The sequence below is a fragment of the Acinetobacter sp. S40 genome (genome assembly GCF_016624705.1).
Lineage (GTDB): Bacteria > Pseudomonadota > Gammaproteobacteria > Pseudomonadales > Moraxellaceae > Acinetobacter.
In genome coordinates, this window is sequence record NZ_JACVTU010000009.1 from 40,016 (window position 1) to 64,492 (window position 24,477).

The window sequence follows — 24,477 nt, forward strand, 5'->3', positions numbered from 1 at the left end:
CATTTTTCCTTCAATTTCGCTTAAGGAATCATCCACGGCACGATATATGCCTGTAACGTCACGATGATTCCCACAAAGATGGTAAATATGATGCTATGTTTTACAGTAAAACGGAACAAATCTGATTCTTTACCGACTAAACCTACTGCCGCACATGCAATCGCAATCGATTGAGGAGAAATCATTTTACCTGTCACACCGCCACTGGTATTGGCTGCAACCAATAACACTTCTGGAATCCCAATTTGTTGGGCCGTCGTTGCCTGTAATGCAGAAAATAGCGCATTGGATGACGTATCCGATCCCGTCAGGAACACTCCCAACCATCCCAGAAATGGCGAGAAGAAAGTAAATGCATGACCCGTGTGTGACAATGCCAGAGCTAAAGTTGCAGATAAACCTGAATAATTGGCAATAAAGGCAAATGCCAATACCATACCAATTGAATAAATCGGAACTTTCAGCTCATTTAAAGTTTCACCAAAGGTACATACCGCTTGTTTCGCACTCATCTTTAAGAAAATGACAGTGATAATTGCTGCAATAAAAATCGCGGTTCCGGTTGCTGAAAACCAGTCAAACTTATAAATTGCATCATACGGCGTATTTTCAGACACGATTGGTGGCATTTTTTCAACCAGTCGATGTAAAGCAGGCACTTCAATTTTAAAAATCCAGTGTTCCAGTGCTCCGCCTTTGGCAAATAAATCTTTAAAAGGTTTAATGCTCCATAACGTTACCATCGCAGTCAAAATTGCAAACGGTGACCATGCTTTAGCAATTTGTCCAAGAGAATATTGAGTGACGGAAGTTGTTTCTCGGTCTAACTTTTCTGCTTCTGCGAAACGGAAAATATGCTTCGGCTGCCAGACTTTAAATAACAACGTCAAACTGACTAATGAGGCAATTGCCGCGGTAATATCCGGCAGCTCTGGTCCAATAAAGTTAGAAGTCAGATATTGAGCAATGGCAAAAGAACCTCCACCCACGATCACCGCAGGCCAAGTTTCTTTCACACCGCGCCAACCATCCATAATCGCCATGATCCAGAACAATACGATGATCACCAGAAATGGTAACTGGCGACCAACCATTTGACTGATTTCCATGGTATCGACGCCAGAAACCTGTCCTGCTACGATAATGGGAATACCCATCGCACCAAACGCTACGGGTGCAGTATTCACAATTAAACAAAGACCCGCAGCATATAAAGGTTTAAAACCAAGGCCCATGAGCAAAGCCGCAGTAATCGCCACAGGCGCACCAAAACCTGCCGCACCCTCCAAAAAAGTACCAAACGCAAAACCAACCAACAGCATTTGTAAGCGCTGATCTTCAGTGATCGAAAGAATACTGGAACGGATAATGTCAAACTGACCCGTCTTAACCGAAATTTTATACAGGAATACCGCACCCAGAATAATCCAGGCAATCGGCCATAAGCCATAGAAAAAGCCATAGATAAGTGAAGCGAAGGCCATAGCCGCAGGCATTTGATAGAAGAACAGTGCGATGCCCAACGCAATAATAACCGTTAATGTTGCAGCAATACTGCCCTTTAAACGAAAAACAGCTAATGCCAAAAAGAAAAAGATAATTGGGATCAAGGCAATAAGACTAGAAAGCCAAATATTACCAAATGGATCATAAACTTGCTGCCAAACATTGAGCATTGTCATCTCCTTGAAATGCTGCCAGATATTTGCTTGATATGAATCATCACGATTCAGTATTTATTATAAAATTGGTATTACCAATTTTAATTTAAGACAAAAATCCAATAGAACTTTGTGAATAATCGCATCATAAATAGTCTAAATCAGCATTTCAAGGCAAAATAAGAATATTATTGGTATGACCAATAATAAAATATGATGAAATCTAATGCTTAGATGGGATAACATACTTTAATCTACGACTAAAGTTTTAGTCTATTTATGATTTTTAATGATCAATAAATTTTAAGAAAGTGACGTTTGGAACAAAAGGCTGTTTTATTTTATGGGCAGATTTCGTATAAAACCATACTCTAGCAAGTCGCAGTCCGCCTTTTGGATGAAGTCATCGATACAAGGATTGACGAATAATTAAGATCGGTAGATTCTTGGTATAAGAAGTCAGCCAATCGGTTTGGTGAAAAGGAAAAATAGGTGTTCGATTTAGATAGCCGTTTACTAAATATTTTTTATCATATTTATAAATCCAAAAGCGTCTCAGCTGCGGCGGATGTAATTGGTGTAAGTCAGCCTACGATTAGTAATGGTTTGGTCAAAATTCGCCAGCATTTTGATGATCCATTATTCTTACGGGTAGGCAATGAAATGATTCCAACGGAATTATCTAAACAGCTTTTTCCATTAGTCAGTGAAGTCATCAATAAAGTCGAGAGTATTAATAATTTTAGTTTAAATTTTGAACCGTCTAAATCAGATCTGGTACTGACATTGGCCATGACAGATGTATCCCATCTGGTACTTTTACCTAAAATTTCTAATTTCTTAGCACAAAGTGCCCCACAAATTCGTATTAATGTCCGTCCCATTAGTCTAGAAACCAGTTATCAAATGGCCAACGGCGAAATCGATATGGCCATTGGCTTTCTACCACAGCTTGAAGATGGATTTTATCAACAAAAATTATTTTCACAGCGTTATGTGGTGATTTCACGTAAAGATCATCCACGTATTAATGCTGAAAACTTTACAATCGACGATTATATGCGTGAATTGCACATCGATATTGATACGGGTGTAGGACATTACCAAATCGAAAATGCCTTACAAAACAGCGGTGTGAAGCGTGATATTCTTATTCGCTTACCAAGTTATCTCGGCGTCGGTTTAATGGTGCAGGAAACGGATGCCATCGCCACCGTCCCTTACTACTTAAGTAAAGTGCTACTGTCGCGTGACAATTTACAAATTCTAGATGCGCCTGTCGATTTTCCAACCTATAGCATCAAACAGCATTGGCATATGTGTTGTCATCATAAAACCAGCCATCAGTGGTTCCGTAAATCGTGCTACGAAATTTTTAAAAATATGTCCTAATCTCCGATCATTTCAGAATCGTTGTTCTTGATCGCATTTCAGTGGATTGATGTAAGCGTCCTACTTTTTGACTCGGATTTTAAACACAGTTCTGTATAATAATCTCACAAACTTTTTACGCTAATTATTCTACAAATGACCACATTGACTTGTTTTAAAGCCTATGACATCCGAGGCAAACTCGAAACTGAACTGAATGAAGAAATTGCTTATGCCATTGGCCGTGCATATGGACAAATCTATCAACCTAAAACCGTAGTGGTCGGTTGCGATATTCGCTTAAGCAGCGAAGGCTTAAAACAAGCCACAATCCGCGGTTTAAATGATGCAGGCGTGAATGTTCTTGATTTGGGCATGACAGGGACAGAAGAAGTGTATTTTGCGGCTTTTCATCTGGATGTACAAGGTGGTATTGAAGTCACAGCGAGTCATAACCCGATGGACTATAACGGCATGAAATTGGTGCGTGAAAATGCCCGTCCGATTAGTGCTGATACAGGTTTAAAAGAGATTCAGGCTTTGGCTGAATCACAACAGTTCAATGAAGTTGAAAATAAGGGCACAACAAGTCGTTATAATATCCTGCCTGAGTTTGTCGATCACCTGATGAGCTATATTGATCCTGCTAAAATCAAGCCGCTTAAACTGGTGGTAAATGCAGGTAATGGTGCAGCGGGTCATGTCATTGATGCGATTGAAGATCAGTTTAAAACTTTCAATGTACCTGTTGAATTTATCAAAATTCATCATGAAGCCGATGGGAATTTCCCAAATGGGATTCCTAACCCAATTTTAATTGAAAACCGTGATAGTACCCGTGATGCCGTTCTTCAACATGGTGCGGATCTTGGAATCGCGTGGGATGGTGATTTTGACCGTTGCTTTTTATTTGATGAAAAAGGCCAATTTATCGAAGGCTACTATATTGTTGGACTCTTGGCACAAGCCTTTTTAATCAAACAATCTGGTGAAAAAATTGTGCACGATCCACGTTTAGTTTGGAATACCTTGGATATTGTCGAAAAATATCAGGGCGAAGCCGTACAATCCAAATCAGGTCATGCCTTTATTAAAGATGTGATGCGCGAACACAATGCCGTATATGGCGGTGAAATGAGCGCCCATCACTACTTCCGTGATTTCGCTTATTGTGACAGCGGTATGATTCCATGGCTACTCACCATTGCGCTACTTTCTGAAACAGGCCAATCTCTTTCAACCTTAGTTGAAAATATGATTGCGAAGTTTCCCTGTAGTGGTGAGATTAACTTTAAAGTGACAGACACTCAAAGCACAATTCAAACGTTATTTGACCACTATGCAATGCAAAATCCTGAAATTGACCGTACCGATGGTGTAAGTCTGGATTTTGGTATTTGGCGCTTCAATGTACGCGCTTCCAATACTGAGCCTTTACTCCGTTTAAATATTGAAAGTCGTGGTGATCAAGCGCGTCCGATGCAAGAATATGTAAATGAATTAACAGCGTTGATTCAGGCTTAAAATTAATAAAAAAGGATGCTAATGCATCCTTTTATAGCTTCTCTTTCAACTTTCGTATCCCTTTGGATTCTGCTTCTGCCAATGCCAACTGTCCTTAAGCATATCTTCCAGCGTATATTTTGCTGTCCAGCCTAGCTCATCTATCGCGCGTTGGTTATTGGCAAAAGAAGTGGCAACATCCCCTTCACGACGTGGTGCAAACTCAAAGGCCACAGGAACACCATTGACCTGTTCAAAGGTATTTTTGACTTGTAATACCGATGAACCGTTCCCTGTCCCAATATTCCATGCACGACAGCCAATATTTTGCAAACGATTATTCAAGGCACATAAATGCGCATTGGCCAAATCTACGACATGAATGTAATCACGTACGCCTGTCCCATCCACTGTGTCATAGTCATTGCCAAAAATTGCTAATTTTTTACGACGACCTACAGCCACTTGGGTAACATATGGCATGAGATTATTTGGAACTCCCTGCGGATCTTCTCCAATACGACCACTTTTGTGCGCCCCAACGGGATTAAAATAGCGCAATAGGGCAATTGACCAACGCTCATCAGCAATCGCTAACTTCTGTAGCATTTGTTCAACGATCAGTTTGGTATAACCATAATTATTCGATGGCATACCTGTTGGCATGTCTTCATTCAGTGGCGAAGTATTCGCTTCATCGTAGACTGTGGCAGAAGAACTAAATACCAATTTAAACACCCCTGCACGTTGCATGGCATTTACGAGGTTAATACTTCCCGCAATATTATTATCAAAATAAATAAGCGGTTGTTGCTGACTTTCACCGACCGCTTTCAAACCCGCAAAATGAATAACGGCGTCAATCTGATGTTGGGCAAAAACCTGATCCAGTTGTTCAGCATGACGAATATCACCCTCGACAAAAGTCAGGAATTTTCCAGTCAATTCCTGAACCCGATTGATTGATTCTATAGAACTGTTGGATAAATTATCTAACACCACAACGTCATGGTTTGCATTTAGTAATTCAACACAGGTATGCGAACCGATGTATCCAGCGCCACCAGTCACTAAAATATTTGCCATGTTTTGTCCTAACCCTTTTTATTACCGAGCAGCAATTCAATCAAACCTTGAGTTGAGGCATCCAGATGTGCTGTCTCTTGTTGTTGACCATTTAAAATCGGTAGAATTTGATTGGCAATTTCCTTGCCTTTTTCCACCCCCCATTGATCAAAGGGGTTAATATTCCATAATACAGATTGTACAAAAACTTTATGCTCGTATAACGCAATCAGCATGCCCAAGGTTTTAGGATTCAATTCATTAATTAGCAAGGTAGAACTTGGCTGATTACCTGTATATTGTTTATAAATAGGAAGCTGTTCCAGTTCAGTTTGATCGAGTGCTTGATTACCAAAGGCCAAAAGTCGAGACTGCGCCAAACAGTTAGATAATGCCAAATGGTGCTGTTCAATCAATGCCTCAGCATTTTCAACATAGGTAAAATGATTCGCATTGTAACGGTGGATAGGTGCGATAAAATCACAGCTTACCGCATGCGTACCCTGATGCAATAATTGATAAAAAGCATGTTGTGCATTTGGCCCTACTTCACCCCATACAATTGGACAGGTGCTCGATTCTACTTTGTCATTATTACGTTGGATTGATTTACCATTTGATTCCATTTCCAACTGTTGCAGATAAGATGCAAAATATTTCAAGCGACCGTCATAAGGCAGGACCGCATGGGTTTGCATATTTAGATAATTAGTATTCCACGCTCCAAGCAGTCCCATCATCACAGGCACGTTTTCATGAAATGGGGCCTGACGAAAATGCTGATCCACCTGATAGGCGCCCGCTAGTAGCTCCTGAAAACCCTGAGCGCCAATTTTAAGTGCAATAGGTAAACCAATACATGACCATAAGGAATAACGACCACCGACCCAATCCCAAAGGAGTAACTGGTTGTCAGGATGGATGCCCCATTCACTCATTTTTTCAGGCTTGGTCGAAACTCCAATAAAGTGGCTTTTTAAGATGCACTCACGTTGCCCTAATGTTTTTTCTAACCACAAACGTACTGTTTCTGCATTGGAGAGCGTATCAATCGTTCCAAATGATTTGGATGAAATAATAAATAGCGTGGTTTCTGGACGCAATTGGTGCAGCAAATCAGAAAGCTGACTACCATCCATGGTCGATACAAAATGAACGTTTAGAGGCTTTGCTGTTTTAACTTTAAAGTCAGACAACGCATGGGTGACCATTAAGGGACCTAAATCAGAACCACCCACCCCGATATTCACCACATCGTGAATGACTTCACCTGTTACACCGCGATATTGTCCAGCATGAATTTTTTCAACCAGCTGAAACATACGATCCAACTGCTCATTGACTTGCGTTGAAAGCTCAGAGAATTGCATAGTATTTTTAGGCAAGCGCAATGCCCAATGCATCGCTGCACGTTGTTCCGTGTAATTAATCGCTTGGTCTGAAAATAATTTTTTAATCCATTGATTTAAGTCTTTAGACTCAGCCCAAGCCACTAAGGACTCTACGACCTCATCACTAATCCGATGTTTACTAAAATCAAAAACAAGATCGTCACAACGAAGTGAAAACGACTCGAAACGATCTTTTTGCTCAGCAAACAGCTGATTGAGATGAGTCTTCTGCATTCTTTCAGCAAATTGTTGAAGCTGTATTTCTGCTGATTTTTTATTTTGCTTTGGAAATTTTTCGATATTTTCGCTCATATTCGTCCAATACCTTCATAAGCAAAGCCTTGAGCCTTCACAAAGTAAGGATCATAAAGATTACGTCCATCCAGAATAAGCGGATGTCGCATCATTTGCTGTAGTTTTTTATAATCTGGACTGTAATATTGTTTCCATCCCGTCATCACACAAAGCGCGTCTGCATCTTCAGTGACATCATAAGCATCCAAACTCAAACTTAGGTCATCACGTTCGCCATATGCTTTGTAAATTTCCTGTAATGCTTGGGGATCATGCAATTTCACATTTGCACCTTGTGCCCATAATGCTGCTAACATCGCATGAATCGGGGAATTATGAATACTGGAGCTATTTTCTTTAAAAGCAGCGCCCCATATTGCAATTGTTTTTCCTTTTAAATCTGAATGGTAATAATTCCAGAGTTTACGAAACAAAATTTCTTTTTGTTGCTCGTTAATTTCCCAGACTTGTTCTAATAAACGACTTTTCGCTCCACTTTTAGAAACTTCGCTAGACAGCGTCAAAATATCATGCGAGAAATTTTCACCACCAAAACCGACCCCAGCTGATAAATAAGCCGAGCCAATACGGGTATCTGCGCCCATTCCCTGCTGCACATTGGCAATATCAATGCCTAGCTTTTCAGCCACAAGAGCCAAATCATTCATGTAACTAATACGAGTTGCCAACATGCCTGAAATACTTAATTTGGTAAATTCAGCATCCAGGATCGGCATGAATAAATATTGATTTTGATATCTGAAGAAAGGTCGAAGTAACTCTTCAATAATAGTTTTTGAAGCTTCAGCCTCAACCCCAATGATAATGTGTTTAACATTGAGAATACTATTAATCGCATTGCCTTCCTGGATCACATCTGGGAAATATACCCAATGATCATTAGGCAAAATAGCTTTGAGTTTTTCAGTTCCATGTAAACCAAAAGTTGAACCATTCACCATCAGACGTGGATGAATAATTGGTCGCAACGCAAGTTGTTTTAATGTATTCAGTGCAAGTTCAAATTCTGCTGGGTTATAGCAAAATAAATAAGCATGAATATCCAAGGGGATATCTGCAAAACCAATTTGAAACAGATTTTTATTTTCGCGCTGTTTGGCTAAACGGTGATTCACGTCTTCATCTTGATAATGAATCGTCGTCGGTTTAGCCGATAGATGAGAATGCTGATGACACCAATACACCTGATTGCCATATTCGGCTAACAAAGCTGCCATAACTCCAGCCTGCAATGTGGTACCCAATATTGCAATTTTCATTTTTTATACCTAAATTTCTACTTAAAGGTCGAGCTCACGAATCAGTGATTTAAAATCTTGTCCTAGCGTAGGATGTTCAATTCCATAATGCAGCACCGCTTTTAAATAACCAAGTTTGCTACCACAGTCAAAAGTCTGTCCTTGCATGCGATAGGCTTCGACATTGTCCGCCTGTTGTAACATGGCAATTGCATCGGTAAGTTGAATTTCATTACCAGCACCTTTAGGCGTTTGTTCTAATAACTGCATAATCTTAGCGGGCAAAACATAACGCCCCACTACTGAAAGATTGGATGGTGCAGAACCTACCGCAGGTTTTTCGACAATCCCCTGCATGATTTGGCTTTGACCTTCTTCTGGAATGATCGCGACATCAACAATGCCGTATTGATCTACTAAATCGTCAGGTACCGCTTCTACCATGATTTGCGCTGCATGAATTTCATCAAAACGCTGAATCATTCGAGCTAAATCATTTTGCTCAGATTTTGCTTTAACGAGTACATCGGGCAATAACACAGCAAAGTCCTCATTACCCACAATACTTTTTGCACAAAGTACTGCATGACCTAAGCCTAAAGGCTGTGGTTGACGGACACTGACCACACTGACATGGGCAGGAACAATCTCGGTAATTTCTTTGAGTAGATCAAATTTCTTTTTATTTTCTAAAGTCGTTTCAAGTTCAAAGTTACGATCAAAATAATTTTCAATCGAAGCTTTAGAAGAGTGAGTGACCAAAATAATTTGCTCTATACCCGCTGCAACAGCTTCATGTACCACGTATTCAATGGCTGGACGGTCAACCACAGTGACCATTTCTTTGGGAATAGATTTACTTGCAGGTAAAAAACGGGTGCCTAAACCTGCTACTGGTAAAATTGCTTTTTTGATCATGTGAAAATATTACTGTTTAAATAAAAAATTAAGATTTAACTTCGTCTTGCTCTTGCGAGCTATTGCCTTTAAATAATGAAGGTCCAACATGACCAGGTGCATTAATTCCCTCGCGCTTGGTCATGACCTCAACGGTTTTAAACATAATTTTAAAGTCAACCCAAACATTATGATGATCAACATACCATACGTCACACTTAAATCGTTCTTCATAATCCAGCTCATTACGACCGCTCACTTGTGCGAGACCTGTCATACCTGGACGGACTTCTAAACGTCTCGCTTGTTCAGGTGAATATAATTCAACGAATTCTTTCAACATAGGACGGGGGCCAACAACACTCATATCACCCTTAAGAACATTGATGAGTTGTGGCATTTCATCGAGCGAAGTCGAACGTAACTTTTGCCCAAAAGGGGTAATGCGTTTTTCATCGGGCAATACATTGCCGTCTTTATCGAAAGCATCTTTCATCGAGCGAAACTTGATCATTTTAAAAAGTTTACCATTTTGACCTGGGCGTTCCTGACAAAAGAAAATCGGTGAACCAAGATTTTTTCGAACTTTGTAAGCTACCATCAGGAATATTGGCGATAAAATTATTAAGGCTACTAAAGAAATCACTATATCTACTAGACGCTTCATATTTTCATTCACTCTTTTCTCAATTCTTCAGTAAAAAACGCTTAAATCAATAAATTATAATTAACCTTTCCTTTTATCAAAAAAGGAAGGTTAATCGATTATGATAAAACAGTTAAGATTTAAAGTATTGTATTACATCTTCCCTTTCAAATCTTGTAACTTTAATTAACTTAAGTAACTCAAAAATCAAATCCTTAAGATTAGATTTACATGGGCAGCGTATAATCACTTACCCTCAAAACACAAAAAAGTTATTGATTTAATTCACAACTTTTCCATACCATCATTCATCACTTCCAGCTTCTATAAAATCATCCTTTAGTTTTTTTGCTCTACTAACTCTTTCCATAATTTTACAATTTGTTCAGGATAATATTTACGTATTAACTCTGAATTTTGCTTTGATAAAGTTTTCCGTAAATTCTCATCTACACAAAAAGAGGCTAATAATTTACCAAACGCCTCAGGTGTATAGTCCGTTACAATTTGTGTATTTTCTTCACCTAAAATTTCTCTAGCTCCTGTAGGGAAATCGCTCACAAGGACAGGTAAAGAGTTATTCATAGCTTCCAATAGAACCATAGGAAAAGCTTCAAATCTACTCGTCATGCACATAAGTGCTGAATCTTGATAAAATTTTGATATATTTTTAGTAAATGGATGAATTCTAATGAACTCATTCATATTTAATAATTTAATTTTTTCTTCAAGCTCTTTCTGTTCCGAGCCCTCGCCTACGATATCGAGAACCCATCCATTCTCATAAATTTTAGATAAATGGAATGCTTCAATAAGGAAAGCAAAATTTTTCTGAAACTCCAACCGCCCTATTGATAGGGCCTTTTTTGATTTACTGTTATATTTACTATCTAAAGGATAAATAAAATTAGGAATTACAAGTGTACGGATGCCATCATTTAAGAACTTTCTCTTATCCGTCTCTGTTAAACAGACTAAGGTAACCGTATCTTGACTATAAAATTTTTTTCTAATGAGATTCCTAATCCCTTTATGATAGTTATATTCGATGTGCTCACAGACTATAGGGGTATAATTTAATATTTTTGAAAGTCTAATATTTACTAAATTTAAATCAAAAGAAAAACTTATAACCGTATCGTTTCTTTTGAGAATCGATTTCAGCTTACGGAAATAGTTTAATCTATGGATAATTTTAGCTAACTTATTATGGGTTGGAAATTCACCAACTTCTAATGATTGTATATTTAAGTCTTTACATCTAGAAAAAGCACATTGCTCACTTCCTGGAACGAGAATAATGACATCTTCAAGGGCTTGTGCAAGTTGAACAATAACGCGCTCTGTACCTGCCATACGGTTAATGCCATTCGTTACAAAATAAATAGTCATTAGAAATGATCCATATTGTTACTAATTACTTGAAATGATTCATATGCTTGAACCGATTCAAAAGCTTGCTTTTGAATCGCATCTAAATCAAATTTTTTTAAATTTATCTCTTCGAATAACTCTAGAATTGAATCGGGAGATTTAGCTTCAACAATAAAACCATTTGTGTTGTGTTTTATAAAATCTGTTGGCCCTGGAATATTACAACACACTGGAATCACACCATGAGCAGCTGCTTCTAAATAAACTTGCCCAAAACCTTCATGATGAGAAGGTACACACAGTAAATCAGCATTTAAATAATAAGAGTACAAATCAGATTTAAAGCCTTCAAATTTTACTTTTGATAAATCTAATTCCGTTTCCAATTCATTAGCTGTGCCACCCAAAACAGTTAATTCACAGTTCAGATTTGTACGATTTATTGCTTCAATTAAATCGTAAATACCTTTTCGGTGCTCTAGTCGCCCAACATATAATATTTTTAATATTGATTTATTAGAGTTTTTTTTCAATAACTCACGGGCAGATTGTAAGTCGGTATAACTCGAATAAGGGATTTTCACCCCGACCAATGTACCAGGAGTTAAAGCAGCAATTTCCTTTTTTTTATAATTTAAAGGCCCAAGTAATTGCTTCATAGATTGAGTAATTGTAACAGAACGATGAGAAAAATTAATATTAACAATCTCACATAGTTTTAATATATATTGCATTATTGAGTTATAACCCAAGTAGGGCACACCATGGTTCACGTATACCAGCTGAGCCGAACTAAACAGTCTAAGAATAAAAATATTTAAGGTCGAATCTACTGTAGTATGAAAATATATTTTATTTATTTTGTACTTATGCACCATTTTCAAAACAAGAAAAAGCCTACCAATATGCTTAACAACATTTTTATACTTACTATTCCAAGAAACAAATTTAACTGCGTCAAGCTCGGAAGTATTTTTCAGGACATTAGGAGCAGATATCCAAACTTCATTTCCTTGATGTATTTGATAATTAGCAATAGGTAAAATAAAGATTTTAGACCACTTATATTCTGGAGCTATATGTAAAATATTCATATGAAATTAATACTCCACACTTTTAAAAAACATAGTTTAAAAGATAATCTATTAAATAATTTTGATAAGGCGTCCACGCCGATAAAACGAACTTGCTATTTAATAACCAAATTAAAATAAAAATCGTGTAAAATATTACCAATACAGATATAAATAAGAATCTGCTTTTACTAGTTAAATATTTATAGGTAGAAACAATGACAAATAAATCAAAAAATATTAAATAGAAATTAAATCGATCGACTAAGGTCGAGTAAATAAAAGCCAAAAATAAACAATAAATAATCAACATAACAAAATAATCAAGTAACTGTCTTTCATTATTATTTAAAAATATTTTTTTACGAAAATAAAAATAACAAAGCAAGGGTATTATATGCAAAGCAATTCGCATAAATACACCCGAAGATGATATTTCAGAATTATCACTTGTATAAATATTACTATCATAAATACTAGATATATACAGTAAAGCTGTTATTAAAAATAATGAAAAAAATTGATATAAAATTAATATATTTCTTCTACTCATCAATAATTGCAATGGATAAAATATTAACAATAGGATAGCTGTTCGATGAAACATAGAAGCTAAAATCACATAAAATATAAAGCCTATTTTTTTATTCTCGAAGAGCTTAACAAAAGAATACGTTATAATTGCTACTGCTATTGATTGTCTAGTATAACCTAAGGACAAAGTTAGTATATGACAAGGATAGTAAATAAGTAAACACAACCAATACTTATTTAGTTGAACAAAACTTAAATAAAGAAAACAACATATTATTACTGCTGACATTAAATTTACAAATAAAGTATCAGCAAAACCAAAATGTAAACCTAAAATATTTAAAAGAGAGTAACCTGGTTCAGCAATATGTATAGCGTCTTTAAATTTTTCTCCAATGAAAATTTCATAGATTAATTGATAACTATACCAGTCGCCACCAATTTGAAACCTTAATCCAATAAAAAATATTAGAAAAACCATAGTAAAAATAAAAAACAATTTACTTAATGAGGTTTTATAGTTACTTAAAAAATTAGCAACAATAATATAAATCCATATGAAAAAATATAAATACATTCTCAACCAACCTCATTTATTCCGTCTTCAAAATTAATTACTTTGATATTAAAATAATCTTGAGCAATTTTATAAAATTCTTTATATTTCTCCATTAAATAATAATCACAAATATATTTAACCTCTATATTATTAATTTGAGAAATATTAATTATAGCGGTACTTAAAAAGCTATATATCTCAACCTTACACCGACTATCTCGCATTAAATCAATTACATATTCTTCAAAAACCTTTGGACTTTCAATAATATCTATATTTAATTTAACATCCTTTTCTCTAGGATGAGGAAAATATAGATTTATTTGAAATTTTTCTAATAAGTTAGATATAAAAATATTATTGTACTTGTCATTTATTTCAGCCATAGGTTGCCCTAAAAAAATTTTTATACTATCTCCTTCATTATCCTCAATATATAAATTTGGCACTAACTGAACATATTCAACTTTATCAATAATATTTTTTATATAATTAAAAATCGTATAGTGAGTTTTAGAATGTTCTTTTATGTAATAGCTATTTACTTTTACCCCCAGTAAACGCCAAAAAATCTTTTTCCCTATTGATATATCTTCCTCAATATTAAAGGAACTCTTTGGAATAATATTTCCCACCCCATCATCAAAAGTATAAAAATTTGCTTTTAAATTTAATGAATATAAATATTGAATTATTTTTCGATCAATATTTGCAGCATATACGCTCTTATACTCAAAATTTCTTATTTTAATAATTTTTACTTTAAATTTCAAAAATTCTATTAGATTTTTAGGATGCACTATAAAAATCCCCTCATTACAAATATTTAGCAATCTTAAAAAATAATTTTTATTTTTATCTGTTAAGTCAGCAATATATATAATATCGAATTTTTCTTTACTATTACTAATAATTTTTTCAGCTATCATAGCTTGTAAAGGAGTCATACAAACAATTAGATTTTTTTGCATTTTGCCACCACAGCATATAAAATTGTTAACATTAGTAAATTAGAAAATATAAGGGCATAAGGAATGAAATTAATTGATTTACTACTAAAATAAATTAATAATATTAAATAAAAGAGTGAACTAATAAAGGTAATAGTAGCGATTGTTTTATTAAGTCCATAGTAGAACAAATAATTCACTAATATTAAATATGGAAAGTTGGCCCCATATCCTAACAAATAGGTTACTACAAAGTATTTTGAACCAATATAATTTTTCCCTAAAAACCAGAGATATACTTGCTCAGGTAGTAGCCAGCCCACTACTGCGGGTAGTACACTTAAAGGGAGACTAAACAATGTGTACTTTTTTATTTTTGCTATAGATAATGAGTTATCCTTAAGACCTTGATAGTAATACGGTACAATTGCTTTATTGAGTGCCATAAGAATAATTGGCAGTACAGCCGCTATCTGTACCCCTGCTGAATAAATTCCGAGCTCTGCTTTAGAGTATTGTTGGTAAATAAAAATTCTGTCTAACTGACCCTTTATAAAAAAACTTGATTGATGCAGGATCAATGGTAACCCAAATGAGAAAATATAAAATAGGCCTAAACGCAATCTTTGCCATGTAAAGCGATAATCATCTGTAAACAGGTCTCCTAATATAAAACTAGCAATTAGGAATGTTGTTAGGTTTGAAATAACGATTGCTAGTATACGATAAGCTACTAAATCTTGACTGAAGTATTCAAGAGCAGCTATGGTGAATAACACATTTGTTAAAGATAATATAATTTGAATTGTAATATATTTAAGTGGTTGCTTCTGGCACTGCCTTAAGGCAAGTTGTACGTTAACAAAAGACTGAAACATAGTAGCTAGTACAATATATGCCATAATTTCAGCTTTAAGCCACCAGCATCCGAGCAACAATAAAATAGAAATAATAATATTAAATAAATATCCCGCCTTAACCACAGTATTTAACGCTTTTTTTCCATAAAAATAGAAATATCGCGTAACCGCCCCCTCTTGGCTTAAACCAACAAAAATACCGAATAATGCAAGCAAGGTTAAATAATAAGACAACTCACCAAAACCGTCTGGCCCAAGCTTTCTTGTTAGGTAAGGCAACATCAGAAAAGGGAGACTTTTCGCAAAAAGCTCCCCAATCAAATAAATAAAACTATCTTTTAATACACGCATAATTAGCTAATAATTTCTAATTTTACTGGTGTATTCAAATTAACATCTTGTGTTACTTTTTTTCCTAAAATTTTATCATAAAACTTAGGTGGTAAACCGAACCCTGGGCGTACGCTTCGGATGCTTGATTCATCAATTATGTCACCTGCTTTTAAATCTTTTACAAAGTAAAGTGAGCGTCTAAACTGAGCATTACCTTGTTCACTTGATTTTCGACCATAATCTACATGACCAAGCGCTTGCCATGCAGTTTTTGCACCTTGACACAATTGCTGAAGTTCTTTGGGTTCTAATGAAAAACTATCATCTGGCCCACCACCATTACGGTCAAGCGTAAAATGCTTTTCGATCAGACATGCACCCAAGGCAACCGAAGTAATGGCTGTCGTATTATCTAAAGTATGATCTGACAACCCAACCGGCACATTAAAAGATTTTGCCATATCCACCATAGTCAGCAGATTATAATCTTCCGCAGGTGCAGGATAACCACTCACACAATGTAAAACCACAAGCTCTTTACATCCACCATCGTAAGCAGCTTGAATTGCCTCACCAATTTCCTCTTTATTCGCCATGCCTGTAGAGATAATCATGGGTTTACCAGTCGAAGCCACATATTTAATAAGTGGCAAGTCCACCGCTTCAAAAGAAGCAATTTTATAGGCTGGGGCATTCAGCTCTTCAAGCAAATCTACTGCTGTGCGATCAAATGGAGAACTAAAAATCGTGATATCTAAAGCACGTGCATGTTCAAACAGTGGCTTATGCCATTCCCATGGCATTTGAGCTTTTTGATAAAGTTCATACAAGGACTGCCCATCCCATAAACCGCCACGAATCATAAACTCTTCATTTTGGCTATTCAGTGTGATGGTATCTGCACTATAAGTTTGTAATTTAATCGCGTCGGCACCACAGCGTTTGGCTTCTTCAATAATTTTGAGTGCCGTATTTAAGCTGCCGTTATGATTTGCTGAAAGCTCAGCAATAATATACGGTGGAAAACCTGTACCAATGTCACGATGATTAATTGTAATTTTTTTGTTCATCTCATTTGTCCTCTAACCATTCTTCTCGTAACAAACCAAACTGATGTATATTAAATTCACCACGGTCATCTTTAAAATGTTTTCTCAGTATACCTTCATTTAAAAAACCCATTTTTTTATGGAAATTTATGGATTTCTCGTTAAAAGCTAATACTTGACCAAAAACCTTATCTAAACCAAGCTTCTCAAATGCGTAGTTCAATGCAACATTGCCTAATAACTGCCCCATTCCTTTTTCAGCATCGGGTTTTATATAAAAACCCCATTCATAGACTGTACTATTTGGGATCATAACAAAGGAAACATAACCTTGTGGTTGGTTCTGATATTCAAAAATATAGAATAAGCGATCCGTTCTATTCTTGTTTCGCTCAAACCAAGCAAAATGATCAGTTAAAGCAATTACATCCGTGTTGACCATCCACTTGCGAATATCATCATGGTTACGCCATTGCAGCACCATTTCCAGATCATCATCACTCAATACTCTGAGCTTTGCATTTTTTGGATTTAACATGTATTAAATTCCTCTGAAAACATTACTTGTAACAGCAAATCTACACCTAGACCATTTGTAACAGTTAACGCCTGTTGAGACATGAGCTTTAGTCGTTCTTGGTCAAGTTGTTGCAATGCCTGTGATAACTTTTCATGAATATCTGCTTGATCTAGAGATATCGCCACATCCAAATCATGCAAATCTTTTGCAATCATTTTCTGGTTTTCTGCCATACAGATCATAATCGTAGGTAGCCCTAAACAGCATCTTTCCCAAGCTGTACTACCTGCAGCACCAATCGCTAAATCATGTTCAGCCATTAATTCCGCCATATTATTGGCGTTAATCAAAACTTTATTGGTAAATGGAAGTTTTTTCGATTGTTCTAAAATTAAATCTTTCCAAGGCGCATTAATCCCCATCACGACTGTAACAGATAAATACTGTCGTTGTTGGTCATGAGATAAACGTTCTAACACCGTTCCTGTTAAATTATCTTTATCTATTCCGCCTAAATTCACCAGAATTTTTAACTTATCATGGTGATATGTTTTTGGATGCTGCTCTAGCCATAATCGTTTGCTATGAAATTCGGGACGCAATAAAGCATAACTTGGTCCCATTAAATAGTGGCCTTTGCGATAATTTAATTTTGCATAATCTGAAGAAGTATGTGCTAAGCCACAATCCAAAATGATATCAGCATCATGTAATCGGTTTGCCAAATCATCAATAGCAACAATCCGTTTAACCTTTAGGCGAATGTTTTGTTGCCATATTGCAGATAAACCATAATGATCTACGATCATCCAGTCTACAGTATGTTTTTTCAAAATTTCTAGGGTTTCTTGAGCATCTTGTTGCTCAGTCACACCTAACCAGCGCTGATATTCTGTCAAATCTTGACAAGCATTCAGGGAAGGCTCTGGTAAGACATAGACGGTATAACCACGTTGTCTGACAAATTCAATTAAATTACCTTGATGCGAACGACAGATAAAATAGCTTTTATGACCATGTATTGCTAAAGCATCAGCAATGGTTAAACAGCGAACAACATGTCCTGAACCTATTTGTAAAGATGCGTCAGCTCGAAAACAAAATTTCATGTTATACATTTAAGAGTAATTGTGCCATCAACTCTGCACGATGCCAGTCTTCCAAAGTATCAATATCCTGCACACGTGTTCTAGGAAGCTCTACAATTCGTGATTTATTTGAGAAAATTACTGATTTTTCTAACCATGCCTGTGCTGTTCCCCAATAAAACTGCCCAGCATCATGCCATGCTTCTTCTAAGTCTTGAGAGCGCTTATTAAAGTTTTCTGGCTGGAACATTTCCACGTTACCCGCCTGATTCAGTTTAATTGCTCTTTGAATTGGAAAAGCAAAGGTTGTAGCACTAAATGCATAATCTATAGGGCAATCCTTCAATAACTGTAACCCAGCTCTAAGATCATCAATCTGTACAAATGGTGCTGTTGCATATAAACAGCAAACATAATCAGGCGATTGTCCCTGCAATCGAGTAAAAGCTTGTGTTGCGTGTTGCATAACATCTGCTGTAGTTGAATAATCATCAGACAAATGAGCCGGTCGCATAAATGGAACTTTTGCTCCAAAACTTATTGCAATATCTGCAATTTCTTGATCATCGGTCGAAACCCAAACCTCATCAAAACATTCACTTTTAAGTGCAGCTTCTATCGACCATGCAATCATGGGCTTACCATAGAAGTCTTTTATGTTTTTACGAGGGATTCTTTTGCTTCCACCTCGTGCAGGAATAACCGCCAATCGCATTGTTATACCAACACCTCTTTAAGTGCTTGGTAGACATACTGAATTTGCTCATCAGTCAAATCAGGGAACATTGGTAAGCTAATAGCTGCTTCGTAATAAGCCTCAGCTTCAGGGAAGTCCCCTTGCTTAAAACCAAGCTGCTCATAATAAGGTTGAGTATGTACTGGGATATAATGTACGTTGACACCAATACCTTTCTCTCGCAACGTTTCAAAGATTTCTTTACGTCCTTTGCTCAACTCATTAAGTTTTAAACGGATAACATATAAATGTAATCCAGAGTATGTTTCTGGCAATTGATAAGGTGTAATTAAGGGTAAATCTTTTAATAATTCATTATATTTTTTTGAAATTTCATGTCGTTTAGCCACAAAAGCTTCTAGACGTGTCAATTGAGTAACGCCCAGAGCTGCTTGTAACTCGGTCATACGGTAGTTATAACCCAACTCTACCTGCTGGTAATACCAAGGACCTTCTGAAGGTTTAATCATAAACTCTGGATTACGAGTTACACCATGACTACGTAATAAATCAATTTTCTTGGCTAACTCTTCATTATTAGTAAGCGCCATTCCACCTTCAGCAGTCGTAATAATTTTGACAGGATGGAAGCTGAAAATCGTAATATCAGAATACTGATTAGAACCAATATAATTTTCTTTATATTTGCCACCAATTGCATGAGATGCATCTTCAATAATGCTAAACCCATACTCTTGTGAAAGCGCATGAATCCTTTCCATATCACATGACTGCCCACATAAATGTACAGGCACGACAATCTTCGGTAATTTATTATTTTGTTTTGCAACCTCTAGCTTTACTCTTAAAGCGTCAACCGAAAGGTTATATGTATCTGGATCAATATCAACAAAATCAACATCAGCTCCACAATATAAAGCACAATTTGATGATGCAACAAAGGTAATAGGAGACGTCCAAAGAACATCTCCTTTTTTCAATCCCAATGCCAAACAAGCTACATGTAAAGCTGATGTCGCACTATTCATAGCAAAGGCATATTTAGCCTCTACCAGCTCTGCAACTGATTTTTCAAACAATGGAACTTGCGGTCCTTGTGTCAAAAAGTCAGATTGAAGAACCTGAATAACTGCATCAATATCTGCCTGATTTATATTTTGTTTGCCATATGGGATGAACATTTTAGATATTTCCTACTTTCTCAGCGTTTTGAGTTAACCAAGTTTGTAAGTCTTCTGGACTCATCCATTCAGTATTGTTGTCGCTAGAATAGTGAAAACCTTCTGGAACTCGTTTACCATCTTTAATACGTTCGGCTGTTTCAGCCCAGTCGTTAATTACTGGTAAAATTTTGTAATGCTCTGAATACTCATATGTATAGTATGCATCTTCGACACTAATCATTTGCTCATGAAGTTTTTCACCTGGGCGAATACCAACGACTTCTTGTTTAGCCTCAGGAGCAACTACTGTAGCGAGATCTGTTACCTTCATCGATGGAATTTTTTTCACATAAATTTCGCCACCCACCATGTCTTCAAATGCATGCCAAACCAGCTCTACACCTTGCTCCAATGAGATCATAAAACGTGTCATACGATCATCTGTAATTGGCAACACACCTTTGTCTTTAATTGACATAAAAAACGGAATAACTGAACCACGAGATCCCATTACATTACCATAACGAACAACTGAAAATTTCGTGCCATGTTCGCCTGAATATGCATTACCAGCCACAAATAACTTATCAGAAGCTAGTTTAGTCGCGCCGTATAAATTGATCGGACTACTTGCCTTATCTGTTGATAATGCAACCACACCTTTCACCTTTTTATCAATACATGCATCAATAAGATTCATTGCACCATTGATGTTGGTTTTAATACATTCAAATGGATTATATTCTGCTGTAGGCACAATTTTTGTTGCAGCAGCATGAACAACATAATCAACGCCATCTAAAGCACGATATAAACGCTCTTTGTCTCTTACATCACCAATGAAAAAGCGGACTCTTTTATCATCTTTAAATTTTTTCGCCATTTCCCATTGTTTCATTTCATCACGAGAAAAAATAATTATTTTTTTAGGATTATATTTTTCCAAAGTCATTGGAACAAAAGTATTACCAAAAGAACCCGTTCCGCCTGTTACCAATATTGTTGAGCCTTGTAACATCTCTTCCTCTTTTTAAACAAATTAAATTCGTAATTTTAATAAAATCAAAGTCTAATATTAGTCTCTGCTTTACCCAAAACATATTTCAAATCATAAAGTACATGCTTTTCTTTACCTAAAGCATGGAACTCATCAACAGTCATTTTTTTAAATTGATCATGCGCTACTGCAATCACGATGGCATCATACAGACCCTGTTGTAATTCTTTAATCGGTGCTAGACCATATTCATGTTGGACTTCTGTATCATCGACCCATGGGTCATAAATATCTAAATCCAGATCGTATTCTTTTAAAGCTTTAACCATATCTACAATTTTTGTATTGCGAATATCAGGGCAATTTTCTTTAAAACTAAGGCCCATGATTAGAATTTTTGAACCCACAACTTGTATACGTTGTTTGACCATTTCTTTAATAAGCTGAGTCGCCACATACTCACCCATACGATCATTTAAACGACGGGCTGCGAGTATAATTTCAGGATGAAGTCCAATAGACTGGGCCTTATGGGTTAAATAATAAGGATCTACACCGATACAGTGACCACCAACTAAACCTGGGCGAAATGGTAAGAAGTTCCATTTGGTTCCAGCCGCATTAAGTACTTCTTCTGTATCAATGTCTAATTTATTAAAAATAAGAGCCAACTCATTAATTAAAGCAATATTGACATCGCGCTGAGTGTTTTCAATCACTTTAGCAGCCTCAGCAACTTTAATACTTGGTGCTTTATAAGTCCCAGCTTCAATAATCAATTTATAAACCTGGTCAATATATTCGGCAACTTCAGGCGTTGATCCCGACGTAATTTTCAATATATTGGTCACACGTCGTTGCTTATCGCCCGGATTAATTCGCTCAGGACTATAACCCACAAAAAAATCCTGATTAAATTTTAAACCTGAGATTTTTTCTAAAACAGGGATACAAACCTCTTCCGTTGCTCCTGGATAAACTGTGGATTCATAAACCACAATATCACCTTTTTTTAAGGTTAGGCCAATCGTTTCAGAAGACTTAATTAAAGGCGTTAAATCGGGCTGTTTAAAATCATCAATTGGGGTCGGAACAGTGACAATAAAAAAGTTACAGTCCGTCAATGCACTTGTATTTGAACTAAACTGAAGCTTTTTAGCTTGAGACAATTCACTTGCTGAAAGCTCCAAGGTCTGATCTAACCCTTGCCTCAACTCATCAATTCTTTTCTCAGAAATATCGAAACCGACTACAGACACATTTTTAGCGAATTCAACAGCTAAAGGCAATCCTACATACCCTAAGCCAACGATTGCAATTTTAATGTCAGCAATTTGAAACATAACATTCGCCTTCAGCTGATTTTCTATAAAAATGTTTTTTTCAGTTTATATAGCAAAAGGCTTAAAGCAATACCAATATAAACCGTTGCGTACTATACCAGAAAAATCTATTTTATTTTTTCCATTTTGGTTCTGTAAATGAACACCTACATATCTTTACGATACCTTAATGCTTAAGCTACTAAACGCAAGTGAAAGACGGTGATTTTTACATGCTTTTCGATTTCTTTTGCTGTAAGATTGCGCTATTTTATTAAAATGACTTAAAGTTAGCTGAGTTAGCGCTAAACTAAACAAATACAGGGTCTCGTGTGAAGCATTACCAAAATATTTTAATTCTTGCCTTATGTATAAATGGTACAGGTTGTGCTGTAACCTCCGGTTTTCAAACTTATGACGTGCCCGAAGAAGGCTCTTTTCAAACCGATCTCGGCACATCCGTTGATGTCATTAAGATCACTGCTAATAATTTGCCAATAATACAATCAACAGCAAATGCTTTACCTGCTGGCAGTTTAACGTCTCTTTTTAAACGACACAGTTCTATTTATACACTCAGTGCCGGCGATGTGTTATCCATTCAGTTGTGGAATTATCCTGAGATTGCACCACCGACGACTTCCATTTCAAATGATCAATCTGTACAGGCCTATGGCTATCCAATCGATCAGGAAGGCTATATCCAGTTTCCTTTAGTAGGACGCTACAAAGCGTCTGGAAAAACGCTCGCTCAAATCAATAGAGAATTGCGTAACCGTTTAGGGCAGTACTTAAAAAATCCTGATGTGGTGGTGCGAGTATTATCTTATGAAGGTAAACGTTATTCTGTTCAGGGAAGTGTGACTAAAGGCGGGCAGTTTTTTCTAAGTGATCAACCTGTCAGTGTATATACCGCCCTTGGTTTAGCGGGTGGCGTGACCGATAAAGGAGATGACACCTCTATCCAATTGATTCGTAATGGCACGACCTATGATTTAAATAGTATTGCGCTGGAAAAACAGGGTTATTCACTGCATAAACTGCTCATACAGCCCAACGATACTCTTTATGTAAATTCACGTGAAAACCAGAAAATCTACGTGATGGGCGAAGCTGGCAAAAACCAGGCCTTGGAAATGCGTAATCAAGGTATGAACTTAAGTGATGTTTTAGGTGAGAGTTTAGGTATCAATCCAACATCCGCAAGTGCAAGTCGTATTTACGTACTTAGAAGTAACATCAAGACCCATCAAACACAACTTTATCATTTAAACTTACTGAGCTTGGGTGACTTTGGTCTAGCCAATCAGTTTCAAATGAAAAAGAATGATATTGTCTATATTGATGCGACTGGCTTGACTCGTTGGCAACGTATCGTTAACCAGATTATTCCATTCTCAAATCTGATTTATACCACCGATAGATTGGGGCAGTAATGCAGATACAAAATATTTTAGTGGTTTGTGTAGGAAATATTTGTCGTAGCCCAATGGCAGAATATTTTTTAAAACATCAATATCCACATTTAAATATTGAGTCAGCAGGTATTTCTGGTCTGGTGGGTGAAGAGGCTGATGAAAAAGCTCTACTATGTATGGACTCGTTACAGATTGATATGCGTCCACATATAGCACGTAAACTCAATAGTGATTTAATAAAAAAAGCAGATTTGATTTTAGTCATGAGCTTAAATCAACAAAAGCATTTAGAACAAACTTGGCCTTTTGCAAAAGGGAAAGTGTTTCGACTCGGACATTGGCAACATAAAAATGTGCCTGATCCATATCAACATGATCAGGCATTCTTTGATGAAACCTGCCGTAATATTCAGGCTTACGTGTCTGACTGGAAATCACATATTTAATTTTAAG

Annotated in this window: 22 protein-coding genes; 4 read left to right on the top strand and 18 right to left on the bottom strand. The window is 36.4% G+C overall.

What is annotated here, in order from left to right; genetic code table 11:
- Positions 1-20: 20 nt before the first annotated feature.
- Positions 21-1,682 (bottom strand): L-lactate permease, encoded by a 1,662-nt coding sequence (gene lldP, locus IAE19_RS11645; protein WP_200461102.1) that lies wholly within the window; start codon positions 1,680-1,682, stop codon positions 21-23.
- 471 nt (positions 1,683-2,153) lie between these two features.
- Between lldP and IAE19_RS11650 the strand changes: the two genes are divergently transcribed.
- Positions 2,154-3,053 carry a LysR family transcriptional regulator gene (locus IAE19_RS11650; RefSeq protein ID WP_320159421.1) on the top strand — a complete coding sequence of 300 codons (900 nt, stop codon included), beginning with the start codon at positions 2,154-2,156 and terminating at the stop codon, positions 3,051-3,053.
- Positions 3,054-3,188: 135 nt separating this feature from the next.
- Complete coding sequence (locus IAE19_RS11655; RefSeq protein WP_200461103.1) at positions 3,189-4,556, top strand: phosphomannomutase CpsG; 1,368 nt, start codon at positions 3,189-3,191, stop codon at positions 4,554-4,556.
- A 45-nt stretch (positions 4,557-4,601) separates the two neighbouring features.
- Here the strand turns inward: IAE19_RS11655 and galE are convergent, their stop codons facing one another.
- The 17 genes from galE to tviB form a co-directional block, all read right to left on the bottom strand.
- The gene (gene galE / locus IAE19_RS11660) at positions 4,602-5,621 is read right to left on the bottom strand and encodes a UDP-glucose 4-epimerase GalE (protein ID WP_200461104.1); all 1,020 of its coding nucleotides are present in this window, start codon (positions 5,619-5,621) and stop codon (positions 4,602-4,604) included.
- Between the two features lie 8 nt (positions 5,622-5,629).
- Positions 5,630-7,303 (bottom strand): glucose-6-phosphate isomerase, encoded by a 1,674-nt coding sequence (pgi, locus tag IAE19_RS11665; protein ID WP_200461105.1) that lies wholly within the window; start codon positions 7,301-7,303, stop codon positions 5,630-5,632.
- Complete coding sequence (locus IAE19_RS11670; RefSeq protein ID WP_200461106.1) at positions 7,300-8,565, bottom strand: nucleotide sugar dehydrogenase; 1,266 nt, start codon at positions 8,563-8,565, stop codon at positions 7,300-7,302. Before IAE19_RS11670 ends, pgi begins: the two co-directional genes overlap by 4 nt.
- Before the next feature lie 21 nt (positions 8,566-8,586).
- On the bottom strand, positions 8,587-9,462 hold the full coding sequence (gene galU / locus IAE19_RS11675; protein WP_200461107.1) for a UTP--glucose-1-phosphate uridylyltransferase GalU: 876 nt from the start codon (positions 9,460-9,462) through the stop codon (positions 8,587-8,589).
- 28 nt (positions 9,463-9,490) lie between these two features.
- Complete coding sequence (locus IAE19_RS11680; RefSeq protein ID WP_200461108.1) at positions 9,491-10,108, bottom strand: sugar transferase; 618 nt, start codon at positions 10,106-10,108, stop codon at positions 9,491-9,493.
- 318 nt (positions 10,109-10,426) lie between these two features.
- Complete coding sequence (locus IAE19_RS11685) at positions 10,427-11,479, bottom strand: glycosyltransferase (protein WP_200461109.1); 1,053 nt, start codon at positions 11,477-11,479, stop codon at positions 10,427-10,429.
- Entirely contained in the window at positions 11,479-12,555 is a 1,077-nt protein-coding gene (locus IAE19_RS11690) for a glycosyltransferase (RefSeq protein ID WP_200461110.1), read from the bottom strand. Before IAE19_RS11690 ends, IAE19_RS11685 begins: the two co-directional genes overlap by 1 nt.
- 22 nt (positions 12,556-12,577) lie before the next feature.
- Entirely contained in the window at positions 12,578-13,645 is a 1,068-nt protein-coding gene (locus IAE19_RS11695; RefSeq protein WP_200461111.1) for an EpsG family protein, read from the bottom strand.
- A 2-nt stretch (positions 13,646-13,647) separates the two neighbouring features.
- Positions 13,648-14,598: a glycosyltransferase family 52 gene (locus tag IAE19_RS11700; RefSeq protein ID WP_200461112.1), complete on the bottom strand. Its 951-nt coding sequence runs from the start codon at positions 14,596-14,598 to the stop codon at positions 13,648-13,650.
- Positions 14,583-15,788, bottom strand: a complete 1,206-nt coding sequence (locus IAE19_RS11705; RefSeq protein ID WP_200461113.1) for an oligosaccharide flippase family protein — start codon at positions 15,786-15,788, stop codon at positions 14,583-14,585. Before IAE19_RS11705 ends, IAE19_RS11700 begins: the two co-directional genes overlap by 16 nt.
- 2 nt (positions 15,789-15,790) lie before the next feature.
- The gene (gene pseI / locus IAE19_RS11710) at positions 15,791-16,840 is read right to left on the bottom strand and encodes a pseudaminic acid synthase (protein WP_200461114.1); all 1,050 of its coding nucleotides are present in this window, start codon (positions 16,838-16,840) and stop codon (positions 15,791-15,793) included.
- Position 16,841: 1 nt separating this feature from the next.
- Entirely contained in the window at positions 16,842-17,357 is a 516-nt protein-coding gene (gene pseH / locus IAE19_RS11715) for a UDP-4-amino-4,6-dideoxy-N-acetyl-beta-L-altrosamine N-acetyltransferase (RefSeq protein WP_200461115.1), read from the bottom strand.
- A complete protein-coding gene (gene pseG / locus IAE19_RS11720; protein WP_200461116.1) occupies positions 17,351-18,448 on the bottom strand; it encodes a UDP-2,4-diacetamido-2,4,6-trideoxy-beta-L-altropyranose hydrolase in 1,098 nt (365 codons plus the stop codon). The genes pseH and pseG overlap by 7 nt, the downstream gene beginning before the upstream one ends.
- A 1-nt stretch (position 18,449) precedes the next feature.
- Positions 18,450-19,142, bottom strand: coding sequence for a pseudaminic acid cytidylyltransferase (gene pseF, locus IAE19_RS11725; protein WP_200461117.1), 693 nt, complete (start codon positions 19,140-19,142; stop codon positions 18,450-18,452).
- 2 nt (positions 19,143-19,144) lie between these two features.
- Positions 19,145-20,305: a UDP-4-amino-4,6-dideoxy-N-acetyl-beta-L-altrosamine transaminase gene (gene pseC / locus IAE19_RS11730; RefSeq protein WP_200461118.1), complete on the bottom strand. Its 1,161-nt coding sequence runs from the start codon at positions 20,303-20,305 to the stop codon at positions 19,145-19,147.
- 1 nt (position 20,306) lies between these two features.
- The gene (pseB, locus tag IAE19_RS11735) at positions 20,307-21,305 is read right to left on the bottom strand and encodes a UDP-N-acetylglucosamine 4,6-dehydratase (inverting) (RefSeq protein ID WP_200461119.1); all 999 of its coding nucleotides are present in this window, start codon (positions 21,303-21,305) and stop codon (positions 20,307-20,309) included.
- Positions 21,306-21,349: 44 nt separating this feature from the next.
- Entirely contained in the window at positions 21,350-22,627 is a 1,278-nt protein-coding gene (gene tviB, locus IAE19_RS11740; RefSeq protein ID WP_200461120.1) for a Vi polysaccharide biosynthesis UDP-N-acetylglucosamine C-6 dehydrogenase TviB, read from the bottom strand.
- A gap of 311 nt (positions 22,628-22,938) precedes the next feature.
- On the opposite strand from tviB, the gene IAE19_RS11745 reads away from it, so the two are divergent.
- Positions 22,939-24,042 (top strand): polysaccharide biosynthesis/export family protein, encoded by a 1,104-nt coding sequence (locus IAE19_RS11745; protein ID WP_200461121.1) that lies wholly within the window; start codon positions 22,939-22,941, stop codon positions 24,040-24,042.
- Positions 24,042-24,470 (top strand): low molecular weight protein-tyrosine-phosphatase, encoded by a 429-nt coding sequence (locus tag IAE19_RS11750; RefSeq protein WP_200461122.1) that lies wholly within the window; start codon positions 24,042-24,044, stop codon positions 24,468-24,470. Before IAE19_RS11745 ends, IAE19_RS11750 begins: the two co-directional genes overlap by 1 nt.
- The last annotated feature ends 7 nt before the right edge of the window (positions 24,471-24,477 follow it).